This window comes from Flavobacterium algoris, from assembly GCF_048158525.1.
In the GTDB taxonomy this organism is placed as follows: Bacteria; Bacteroidota; Bacteroidia; order Flavobacteriales; family Flavobacteriaceae; genus Flavobacterium; species Flavobacterium algoris.
Genome location: NZ_JBLNKT010000040.1, coordinates 19353 through 31575 on the forward strand (window position 1 = coordinate 19353; position 12223 = coordinate 31575).

6 protein-coding genes are annotated in these 12223 nt (G+C 34.5%); 2 read left to right on the forward strand and 4 right to left on the reverse strand.

Annotated elements, in window-relative coordinates:
- Window positions 1-158 precede the first annotated feature (158 nt).
- From ACM55I_RS15300 to ACM55I_RS15315, 4 genes are all read right to left on the reverse strand, one after another.
- Entirely contained in the window at window positions 159-2429 is a 2271-nt protein-coding gene (locus ACM55I_RS15300; RefSeq protein WP_416847706.1) for an aconitate hydratase, read from the reverse strand.
- Between the two features lie 122 nt (window positions 2430-2551).
- Window positions 2552-5323 (reverse strand): bifunctional aconitate hydratase 2/2-methylisocitrate dehydratase, encoded by a 2772-nt coding sequence (locus tag ACM55I_RS15305; RefSeq protein WP_416847707.1) that lies wholly within the window; start codon window positions 5321-5323, stop codon window positions 2552-2554.
- Between the two features lie 335 nt (window positions 5324-5658).
- Window positions 5659-6612 (reverse strand): AAA family ATPase, encoded by a 954-nt coding sequence (locus ACM55I_RS15310; protein WP_416847708.1) that lies wholly within the window; start codon window positions 6610-6612, stop codon window positions 5659-5661.
- A 78-nt stretch (window positions 6613-6690) separates the two neighbouring features.
- The gene (locus ACM55I_RS15315; protein ID WP_416847709.1) at window positions 6691-8118 is read right to left on the reverse strand and encodes a peptidylprolyl isomerase; all 1428 of its coding nucleotides are present in this window, start codon (window positions 8116-8118) and stop codon (window positions 6691-6693) included.
- A 710-nt stretch (window positions 8119-8828) separates the two neighbouring features.
- On the opposite strand from ACM55I_RS15315, the gene ACM55I_RS15320 reads away from it, so the two are divergent.
- Together ACM55I_RS15320 and ACM55I_RS15325 are read left to right on the forward strand one after the other, a co-directional pair.
- The gene (locus ACM55I_RS15320) at window positions 8829-10271 is read left to right on the forward strand and encodes an alpha-amylase (protein WP_416847710.1); all 1443 of its coding nucleotides are present in this window, start codon (window positions 8829-8831) and stop codon (window positions 10269-10271) included.
- Window positions 10272-10453: 182 nt separating this feature from the next.
- The gene (locus ACM55I_RS15325; RefSeq protein WP_416847711.1) at window positions 10454-12043 is read left to right on the forward strand and encodes a peptide chain release factor 3; all 1590 of its coding nucleotides are present in this window, start codon (window positions 10454-10456) and stop codon (window positions 12041-12043) included.
- Window positions 12044-12223 lie beyond the last annotated feature (180 nt).

Below are 12223 nucleotides of genomic sequence, written 5' to 3' on the forward strand. Positions count from 1 at the left end.
AATAGCGCAATTACCTTAAAACACAAAATATTTATTATCAATACTTTAACTTACGATTAATAGAATTTAAAATGAATACTACCGCTCTTCGAAAAAAACCATGAAACAAAAAAACTCCCAAGTTACCTTGAGAGTTTTGAATAAAATATTTAATTTACTTATGCGACTACACTAGCAGCAGCAATTAAGTTTAATGCTGAACCAGCGACGAACCAAGCAATTTGTCCTTCGTTGTAGGTATGGTTTGCCAAGATGATATCTTTGGTTCCATCCGCGTGAACGAATTCTAATGTTAAAGGTTTTCCTGGAGCAAAATCTACTAAGTCTGTGAAGTTGATAACGTCATCTTCTTGGATTTTATCGTAATCGGCTTCGTTAGCAAATGTTAGTCCTAAAAGACCTTGTTTTTTAAGGTTTGTTTCGTGGATACGAGCAAATGATTTTACCAGTACCGCTTGAACACCTAAGAAACGAGGCTCCATAGCAGCATGTTCTCTAGAAGATCCTTCGCCATAATTGTGATCTCCCACAACAATAGATGGAACTCCAGCCGCTTTATAAGCACGTGCCACTGCAGGAACTGCATCATACGTACCAGTCAATTGATTTTTAACGGAGTTGGTTTTATCTGTAAAAGCATTAACTGCTCCTATCAACATATTGTTAGAAATATTATCTAAGTGCCCACGGAAACGCAACCATGGACCAGCCATAGAGATGTGGTCAGTAGTACATTTCCCGAAAGCTTTAATCAATAATTTAGCTCCTGAAATATTTTTACCGTCCCAAGGTTGGAATGGTGCTAATAATTGCAAACGATCTGAAGTTGCGCTAACTGCAATTTGAACTCCTGATCCATCCGCAGCCGGTGCTTGAAAACCTGCATCTTCTACAGCAAATCCTTTTTTAGGTAATTCATCACCATAAGGAGCGCTTAATTTTACTTCTTCTCCGTTATCGTTGATTAAAGTATCAGTAATAGGATTAAAATCCAAACGACCTGAAATTGCTAAAGCAGCAACCATTTCTGGCGAAGTTACAAAAGCGTGTGTATTTGGGTTCCCATCGGCACGTTTAGAAAAGTTACGGTTAAAAGAGTGAACGATTGTATTTTTCTCTCCTTTATCTGCACCTGCTCTATCCCATTGTCCAATACATGGTCCACAAGCATTTGTAAATACTTTGGTTCCCATTTTTTCGAAAGTAGCGATGATTCCGTCTCTTTCGATTGTATATCTAATTTGTTCCGAACCTGGATTGATTCCAAATTCAGCTTTTGGACTGATCCCTAATTCAACGGCTTGATTTACGATAGACGCTGCACGAGCCATATCTTCGTAAGAAGAGTTCGTACAAGAACCGATTAATCCCCATTCCACTTTCAAAGGCCATCCATTAGCAGCAGCTTCTGCTTTCATTTTAGAAACGGGTGTACCTCTGTCCGGAGTAAAAGGACCATTGATGTGTGGCTCTAATTCAGAAAGATTGATTTCGATAACTTGATCAAAATACATTTCTGGATTTGCATACACTTCTGGATCGGCAGTTAAGTAAGGTGCTACCTTATCAGCAGCATCCACTACATCTTGACGACCTGTTGCAGAAAGGTATCTTCGCATCGACTCGTCATACCCAAATGTAGATGTGGTAGCACCAATTTCGGCTCCCATATTACAAATAGTTCCTTTTCCAGTACATGACATTGAAATGGCTCCTTCTCCAAAATACTCAACAATAGCTCCCGTTCCCCCTTTTACAGTAAGAATATCAGCTACTTTAAGGATAACATCTTTTGGTGCAGTCCAACCAGAAAGTTTTCCAGTTAATTTTACACCTATTAATTTTGGAAATTTTAATTCCCATGACATTCCTGACATTACATCTACAGCATCAGCTCCACCAACACCAATGGCCAGCATCCCTAATCCACCTGCATTTACAGTATGTGAATCGGTACCAATCATCAAACCTCCAGGGAACGCATAGTTCTCTAAAACGATTTGGTGAATAATTCCTGAACCTGGTTTCCAAAAACCAATTCCATATTTATCAGATACTGAAGAAAGAAAATCAAAAACTTCTTTTGATTGTGTATTTGCTGCAGCTAAATCAAATTCAGCTCCATTTTTAGCCAGAATCAAATGATCACAGTGAACCGTTGTTGGAACAGCAACTGTTTTCTTTCCAGCGTGCATAAATTGCAATAAAGCCATTTGAGCTGTTGCATCTTGACAGGCTACTCTATCCGGAGCAAAATCAACATAATCAACTCCTCTTCCGTATGCTTGCTTAGCTACACCATCCCAAAGGTGACTATATAAAATTTTCTCTGTTAAAGTAAGTGGACGACCAACTATCTCACGTGCTGCATCAACACGACTAGTCATGTTCGCATACACTTTTTTAATCATTTCAATATCAAAAGCCATAAGATTTATATATAATTGTTACTATTCTATTTTAAAAATACAAGATACAAAAAAATAGAGTATAAAAAAAGCCTGAGTCTAATGACTCAGGCTTTTAAATTATAATTAACTAATTATGTGAATTATTTAACTAATAACTTATGAGAAGGCGCAAACTTAGTTAGATTAATTCCTTCTACTGCAGTTTTATATTCTTCTATTGTTGGAGTTCTACCAAGGATTGTAGATAAAACTACAACTGGTGTAGAGGAAAGTAATGATTCTCCCTTTTTACCTTCAGTATCTTCTACGACTCTTCCTTGGAAAAGACGAGTAGACGTTGCCATCACTGTATCTCCTTTAGCAGCTTTTTCTTGGTTACCCATACAAAGGTTACAACCCGGACGTTCTAGATATAACATATTTTCGTATGCTGTACGCGCCGAAGCTTTAGGAACATTATCGTCGAATTCGAAACCAGAGTATTTTTGTAAAATTTCCCAGTCACCTTCTGCTTTTAATTCATCAACAATATTATAAGTAGGAGGAGCTACAACTAGTGGCGCTTTGAACTCTACTTTACCTTCTTGCTCATCAATATTCTTAAGCATTTGAGCAAGGATTTTCATATCTCCCTTGTGAACCATACAAGAACCAATAAATCCAAGATCTACTTTTTTAACTCCTCCATAGAAAGATAGAGGTCGAATCGTGTCGTGAGTATATCTTTTAGAAACATCAGCATTATTAACATCTGGATCTGCAATCATTGGCTCAGCAATCTGATCAAGATCAACAACAACTTCAGCGTAATACTTAGCATTTGCATCCGGTCTTAGCGCTGGTTTCTCACCTGATATAATTTCGGCGATTCTCTTATCAGCTATAGCAATCAGTCCTTTAAGAACTTGATTTTTGTTATCCATTCCCTTATCAATCATGATCTGAATTCTACCTTTTGCAATCTCTAAAGATTCAATCAAGGTATAATCCTCAGAAATACAGATCGAAGCTTTGGCTTTCATTTCTGCAGTCCAGTCCGTAAACGTAAATGCTTGATCCGCATTAAGAGTTCCAAGGTGAACCTCAATGATTCTTCCTTGAAAGACATTCTCTCCACCAAATGTCTTAAGCATCTGAGATTGTGTCGCATGAACTACATCTCGGAAATCCATGTAACTCTTCATCTCTCCTTTGAATGTTACTTTCACAGATTCAGGAATTGGCATTGAAGCTTCTCCAGTAGCAAGTGCAAGAGCAACTGTTCCTGAATCAGCACCAAAAGCAACACCTTTAGACATTCTTGTATGCGAATCACCACCAATGATAATGGCCCACTCGTTTACAGTAATATCATTAAGTACTTTGTGAATTACATCAGTCATGGAGTGATAAACGCCTTTCGGGTCACGAGCTGTAATCAGTCCGAAGTCATTCATGAATTTCATCAATCTCGGAATATTTGCCTTAGATTTATTATCCCATACCGAAGCAGTGTGACAACCTGATTGGTAAGCACCATCAACGATTGGCGAAATCACAGTAGCAGCCATAGACTCCAATTCTTGAGAAGTCATTAAACCAGTTGTATCTTGTGAACCAACAATATTCACTTCTACACGAACATCTGAACCAGCGTGTAACACTTTACCTGGAGTTGAACCAACCGCGTTTCTATTGAATATTTTTTCTACAGCCGTAAGACCTTGTCCAGCAACAGAAACTTCTTTTGACGGAGCATATACAGGCACGATATCAATACCTAGAGTCTTTGATGCAAATGTTTGTAATTTTTTTCCAAACACAATAGCGTAAGAACCTCCCGCTTTTATAAATTCAATTTTCTGAGGCGTAAATGCCTTAGAAATATCAATCAACTCTTTGTCGCCGTTATATAGTTTCTTTGTTTTTGTGTTGATTGTAAGAACAGTACCAGTAGCAACAGAATAAACCTCCTCTAGAATAGGGTCACCACTTTCATTACGAAGAACGTTACCATTTTCATCTAATTTTTTTACCCAGTTTTTAAGGTCTAGACCAATACCACCAGTAACATCAACAGTTGTTAGGAAAATAGGAGAAATACCGTTTGTTCCTGCCACGATTGGAGCAATATTAATAAATGGAACATATGGGCTTGCTTGTTTTCCACTCCAAAGTGCCACGTTGTTTACACCTGACATTCTTGATGAGCCCACACCCATAGTACCTTTTTCAGCAATCAACATCACGCTTTTGTCAAGATGTTGCGCTTGTAGTGCTTTGATTTCATCTTGTGCTTCAGGAGAAATTAAACATTTACCATGAAGTTCACGATCTGATCTTGAATGCGCTTGATTACCTGGAGAAAGTAAATCAGTTGAAATATCTCCTTCACCAGCAATAAAAGTAACTACCTTAATTTCTTCTGCTATTTCTGGTAATTTAGTAAAGAACTCAGCCTTAGCATAGCTTTCTAAAATATCCTTAGCAATTTCGTTACCGCTTTTGAAAGCTGCTTCTAAACGATCTGTATCTGCTTCATAAAGGAAAACTTGTGTTTTTAAAACGGCAGCAGCATCTTTTGCAATAGCAACATCATCACCTAAAGCTAAATCAAGTAAAACGGCTATAGAAGTTCCACCTTTCATATGCGACAATAACTCTAAAGCAAAAGCAGTAGTAATTTCTGCAACTACTGATTGACCTAAAACGATTTCCTTTAAAAACTTAGCTTTCGCATTAGCAGCAGGAGTAGTTCCTGGAACAACATTGTAAATAAAGAATTTAAGAGAATCAACTCTATTTGCGTTAGCTAAATCTTTAATTTGCGTAATGATTTCGCTTAACAATTCGGCACCATCAATTGGCTTGGGATGAAGTCCCTGAATTTTTCGTTCTTCAATCTCCTTGATGTAATCGCTATAAGTGTTCATAATGATGTATTTTCAATGTTATATGGCATATTTCCTTGATTATTTCAAAATAAAAAAACCATAATATTAGTTTTTTTTTTATTTGTAGCGCAAATTTAAGAATTAAAGATGAGAATTAAAAAAATTTAATAGACGCAGCCTTTTGAAAAATTATTATTGTAAAAAAACAGATTACACTGCATTAAATTGAGAAAACAATAGTTTTTTATATTAAATAATAAAAAATCAATAATATAGCTTCTTTTTTCTAACAAAGTCGAAATTGAATGTTACAACAATGCGATATTAAATGATTATTTTAAACACATTATCTTTCTAAATTAGCGAAATACTGATTATATCAATTTATCAATAATCATTTCCTCAGTAATTCCTTCGGCGTCAGCTTTGTAATTTTTGATAATTCTATGACGCAAAATTCCGGTAGCCACCGCTTTTACATCTTCAATGTCCGGTGAAAATTTTCCGTTGAAAGCAGCATTGGCTTTGGCAGCCAAAATTAAATTTTGCGAAGCTCTTGGTCCCGCTCCCCAATCTAAATAGTTTTTTACAAATTCATTCGACAACGGATTATCAGGACGCGTTTTACTCACCAGCGTTACTGCGTATTCAATCACATTATCAGCCACAGGAATCCTGCGAATTAACTGCTGAAAATCAATAATTTCCTGTGCCGTAAACAATGGATTTATGGTATTGTTTAAATCGGAAGTCGTGCGTTTCACCACTTGAACTTCTTCTGCAAAAGAAGGATATTCCAGTTTTATAGCAAACATAAATCGGTCCAACTGTGCTTCAGGCAAAGGATACGTTCCTTCCTGCTCGATAGGATTTTGGGTTGCCAAAACAAAATAAGGCAAATCCAATTTATAATTCTCTCCTGCAATGGTAACAGAACGCTCCTGCATCGCTTCCAGTAAAGCTGCCTGTGTTTTGGGCGGGGTTCTATTGATCTCGTCTGCCAGAATAATATTCGAAAAAATAGGTCCTTTTATAAATTTGAATTTTCGGGTTTCGTCTAATATTTCACTTCCCAAAATATCCGATGGCATCAAATCAGGCGTAAATTGAATTCTTTTGAAATCAAGCCCTAAGGCTTGCGCCAAAGTATTTACCATCAATGTTTTTGCTAATCCGGGAACTCCCACTAAAAGCGCATGACCTCCAGAAAAAATACAAAGTAAAATTTGATCTACCACCGCATCCTGACCTACAATGATTTTTGCTATTTCGCTTTTTAGTTCATTTCTTTTTTGAACTAAGTTATGTATTGCTGCTACGTCAGACATTTTAGAATGTATTTTAAATTAAAAAGAGTTAGCGATATGAATTCATAAAGCTAACTCTTTTTATTTATTTTATAAAAATTATTTTTTCAACCAGTTGTTTGTAAAGGTACAATCTCTATACTCTCCAATGATTTTAATATACGTTTCTTTGATTTTATCATCAAACCATTTTCCGATAGCTTTGATTTGTTTTTCTTTTAATGCTAAATCTTTTATCTTAACATAATCCTTAGCATAATCAGCTGTATGTTCGTTTATTCTATTGGTTACAGTAATTAATTTGTATTTTTTCTTTCCTTGTACATCTTCCATGAATGGCGCTGTAATTTCTCCTTCTTTCAAATTTGAAACTTGACCATATAAGCTAGGATCCATCTTTGTTAATTCAAAACGTGTGTCTTGTGTTTTTGGATTGATTAAAGCTCCACCATTTACTCTGGTTTCCTTTTCATCAGATTGAGTTCTTGCCGCTTCTGCAAAAGTAATTTCCTTATCCATTATTTTTTTTCTAATCAAAGTGATTTTTTCTTTAGCATCTTTCAATGACTCATCAGAAACACTTGGCGTCAATAATATGTGACGCAATTCAACCTCTTGACCTTTTATTTTTTCTACATAAATAATATGAAATCCAAAATCTGTTTCAAATGGAGCCGATATCTCTCCCTCAGCAAGACTGAACGCTACATCTTTAAACTCTTTTACAAATGGGGTTTTACGATTCATTTTATAAAAACCTCCATTAGAGCTTGAACCTGGATCTTGAGAGTATAAAACTGCCTTTGTTGCAAAACTAGCTCCCTCCATACACTCTTTTTTGAAAGCATTTAATTTGTCAATCACTTTTTGTTTTTCTGCATCGGTAACTTTTGGCGTAATTACAATTTGTGCCACTTCCATTTCGGCTCCAAAAACTGGAAGATCTACTGTAGGTATTTTTTTGAAAAAATTACGAACTTCCTCTGGAGTTATTTCTACAGCATCAACAATCTTTTTTTGCATTTCTGAAGTTAACTTCTGCTCTTTCAAAACATCAAAGAAATAAGTTTTAAACTCTTCTTCATTATTTTTCTTATAATACTTCACCACCTTTTCCAAAGATCCTAATTGCTCTACCATATAGTTCAATCGATCATCCATCATTCCTTTTACTTCAGTGTCCGTAACCTTAATACTATCTTGGATTGCCTGGTGTGCATACAATTTATCTTCCAATAATTTCCCTAACATCTGACATCTTGTAACATCTTTTATAGAACCTCCCTGACTTGAGATTTCTAAATAGCCCTTATCAATATCTGAATCTAAAATGATATAATCTCCAACTGTAGCAATGACACCGTCAATTTTTTGTTTTTGATTGGATTGGACTTTTTTTGTAGAAACAACTGCACTATCTTTTATAATTTCTTGCGCTCTTACTATTGAACATGAAAAAAGTAAAAGAAAAAAGGCAAGCGCAATTTTATTATTTATAGACTTCATTTGTATTTTTTTTAATGGCATTTTTTAAATTTATTTATCGTAACGTATCGTTGTTTTCTTGTCTTTAAATCTTCTTAATAAAAGCCTCATTAATTTTGGCCAAATATACACTTTAAGAATCAAGAAACGAATTGATTTTATAATACAATTACTTACTATTCTTTTAACTTATAACCAACAAAAATAACAATTCAATTACATAATACAAGTTTACATACTAGTATTAACAAAAATTTATTAACGCATTTCTTTATTGACTTATTAACTTCTTAATTCTTTTAGAAACTTACTTTTCAGATCAATTAATTGATATGAAAATAACCTTTGCTAATTCACATAAAGCAGCAATCACTCAAACTTATTATTATTTTAATTTTTTCGTTTACTATCCCTTTACAGTATTTATTTTCATCTTGGTTTTAGGCTTCAAAAAAAACATTCATAAAAAGCACCTAGACAACAACTAAAAAATCAATTAAAATCATCATTTTCAAGAACATAATAGAAAGTTCTCAACACTACAACGTTTTCGTGATTAAATAAAATACCACTTACACGTAAACTATCAGAATTTATATAAATTAGCCTTAAATATGAATTTTATTTAATAATAAATATTAAAAAATAAATTTATACTATTTATTTTAGTGATTAATATTAATTATCATAAAATAAAATTTTTAATTTTAATCAACCCCAAATCTATTACCTAACCTAAACCATTCATTTTTATGAAAAAATCAAATTTTAAAATTTATCTATTATCAGCCTTATTAATTGGCTTCTACTCGTGCAGTTCAAATGAAGATCTAGCTACTAATTCCGTTGCGGCTGCTTCACAATTCAAAGTAATTAATGTAACACATCATGATGGACATCCATTTAACACCGGAAAAACAACTACTTCACTAACAGGAAAATATGTAGCTAATCCTGGAGGTGGTGTTATGATGCAAGCTTTTTATTGGGATGTGCCTTCAGGTGGAAACTGGTGGAATACCATTAATACCAAAGTGACGGAGTGGTCTAATGCCGGTATTGGTTCTATATGGCTTCCACCAGCATCAAAAGCTCAAAATGGTGCTTTTTCTATGGGATATGATCCTACTGATTATTTTGATTTTGGAGATTATAATCAAAATGGCTCTATCGAAACCAGATTTGGTTCTCGCACTGAATTAGAAAGTTTAATAACAAAAGCACATACGGAAAACATGCAAGTATATGCTGATATAGTAATTAATCACAATAGCGGTGGACAATTAGAAAACAATCCTTTCACGGGAACCCAAACTTACACCAATTTTACCGGCGTAGCCTCAGGAAAATTTCCTAGAACCAGTGCAGATTTTTATAAAAACTCATTCGGAAATAACGACGAAGGAGCATTCGGAGGATTTCCTGATTTATGCCATGCAGCCCCAAATGTTCAAAATTGGTTGTGGTTGAGAACGGATGGAGTAGGTAAATACTACAAAAACACGATGAAATTCGACGGATGGAGATTTGACTATGTAAAAGGTTTTGGTTCTTGGGTAGTAAGAGATTGGAATACAAATGTCGGCGGGTTTTCTGTTGGTGAATTATGGGATTCAAACGTAAACACATTGAATGATTGGGCGAACAACGCCAACAGTTCTGTATTTGATTTTGCATGTTACTACAAAATGAACGATGCTTTTGACGGTAATAATCTTGCTCTTTTGAATGATGATATGATGTGGAAAAGAAACCCTTACAAAGCGGTTACTTTTGTTACAAACCATGACACAGACGAAATTTGGAAAAAAGAATTGGCGTATGCATATATTTTAACTCACGAAGGATATCCAACTATTTTTTATAGAGATTATGAAGAATGGTTGAATAAAACAAAAATGAACAACCTGATCTGGATTCACAATAACAAAGCTACTGGCACGACTTCTATTTTGTATGCAGATAATGATGAATATGTTGCAAGGAGAAATGGATATAATGGAAATCCTGGATTAGTGGTTTACATTAACAATTCATCCGTTTGGCAAGAAAGATGGATTCAGACTAACTGGGCCAATGCACAAATTAAAGATTTTACCGGTAATTCAACTTGGACACCAACAACTCAAGGTGATATGTGGGTGAAAATTCAATGTCCTCCAAATGGATATTCTATTTGGTCAATCAACATGTAAAATATAAGTATTCTAACGGCTGTCTGAAAAGACAGCCTCTTTTTTTATTAATTATTAAATAGTAAAATTGATTCAAAAGTTACCAGAATACATATTCAAAATTCACATACTCTATTTAGGTTATACTATTTTTTTAATTGGCATTTATAAATAGTACTTTTGCAGACTATTTTATATTAAACATGAGCTTTTTAAAAGAAATACAACGCAGAAGAACTTTCGGGATTATTTCACATCCTGATGCTGGAAAAACAACACTTACTGAGAAACTCCTCCTTTTTGGTGGTGCTATTCAAGAAGCGGGTGCCGTGAAAAACAACAAGATCAAGAAAGGTGCTACCAGTGACTTTATGGAAATTGAACGTCAAAGAGGAATTTCGGTTTCTACTTCAGTTTTGGCATTCAATTATAAAGACAAAAAAATAAACATTCTCGATACTCCGGGACACAAGGATTTTGCAGAAGATACCTTTAGAACATTAACCGCAGTTGACAGTGTTATTGTTGTAATTGATGTTGCCAAAGGAGTTGAGGAACAAACAGAGAAATTAGTTGCTGTTTGTAGAATGCGAAAAATCCCCATTATTGTTTTCATAAACAAACTAGACCGAGAAGGAAAAGATGCCTTTGATTTAATGGATGAAGTGGAGCAAAAACTGGGTTTAACCGTTACACCATTAAGTTTCCCAATAGGAATGGGATATGATTTTCAAGGAATCTATAATCTATGGGAACAAAATATCAACTTATTTAGTGGTGACAGTCGTAAAAACATCGAAGAAACTATCGCTTTTTCAGATGTTCAAAATCCAGAATTAGAAAAAATTATTGGACAGAAACCTGCTGACAGATTACGTGAAGAATTAGAATTAATAGACGAAGTATATCCAAAATTTGATCGTCAGGATTATTTAGACGGAAAATTACAACCTGTATTTTTTGGTTCTGCTTTAAATAATTTTGGAGTAAGAGAATTATTGGATTGTTTTGTCCAAATTGCCCCATCGCCAAGACCAAAAGATTCAGAAACTCGACTAGTTGATCCTAAAGAAGAAAAAATGACTGGTTTCGTTTTTAAAATCCATGCCAATATGGATCCAAAACATAGAGACCGTTTAGCCTTTATAAAAATTGTTTCCGGAACTTTCGAAAGAAACAAACCGTATTATCACGTTCGTCAAAAAAAGAATTTAAAATTTTCCAGTCCAAATGCTTTCTTTGCTGAAAAGAAAGAAATTGTGGATATCTCCTATCCTGGCGATATTGTAGGATTACATGATACCGGAAATTTTAAAATTGGAGATACTTTGACCGAAGGTGAAATCATGAGTTTCAAGGGAATTCCAAGCTTTTCTCCAGAACATTTTAGATATATCAATAATGCTGATCCGATGAAAGCGAAACAATTGGACAAAGGAATCGATCAATTAATGGACGAAGGGGTTGCACAGTTATTTACTTTGGAAATGAACAACCGAAAAATTATTGGAACTGTAGGTGCGCTTCAATATGAGGTTATCCAATATCGCTTAGAACATGAATATGGTGCCAAATGTACTTATGAAAATTTTCCGGTTCATAAAGCCTGTTGGGTGAAGCCAAATGATATAAAAAGCGATGAGTTTAAAGAATTTAGAAGAATCAAACAAAAATTCTTGGCACACGATAAATACGGGCAACTGGTATTTTTAGCTGATTCTGATTTTACTATTCAGATGACACAAAATAAATATCCGAATGTCAAATTATTATTCACTTCAGAATTTGAATAATTTATTTCTGTGTATAAAAACAAAAAACGCTAACTTACTAAAGTTAGCGTTTTTTTTATTTTGAATGTCCCGTCCTGAAATAGCGATACACAAAAAAGATCGTTATGGAAGAAAACATAAATTATGTAAAACGCACCCAACGCGATTACAGTATGTCTTTAAAGCTTCAAATTGTTAGAG

Coding starts and splice junctions, on each gene's coding strand:
- ACM55I_RS15300 (WP_416847706.1), bottom strand. CDS start 2,429: ATGGCTTTTGATATTGAAATGATTAAAAAAGTGTATGCGAACATGACT.
- ACM55I_RS15305 (WP_416847707.1), bottom strand. CDS start 5,323: ATGAACACTTATAGCGATTACATCAAGGAGATTGAAGAACGAAAAATT.
- ACM55I_RS15310 (WP_416847708.1), bottom strand. CDS start 6,612: ATGTCTGACGTAGCAGCAATACATAACTTAGTTCAAAAAAGAAATGAA.
- ACM55I_RS15315 (WP_416847709.1), bottom strand. CDS start 8,118: ATGCCATTAAAAAAAATACAAATGAAGTCTATAAATAATAAAATTGCG.
- ACM55I_RS15320 (WP_416847710.1), top strand. CDS start 8,829: ATGAAAAAATCAAATTTTAAAATTTATCTATTATCAGCCTTATTAATT.
- ACM55I_RS15325 (WP_416847711.1), top strand. CDS start 10,454: ATGAGCTTTTTAAAAGAAATACAACGCAGAAGAACTTTCGGGATTATT.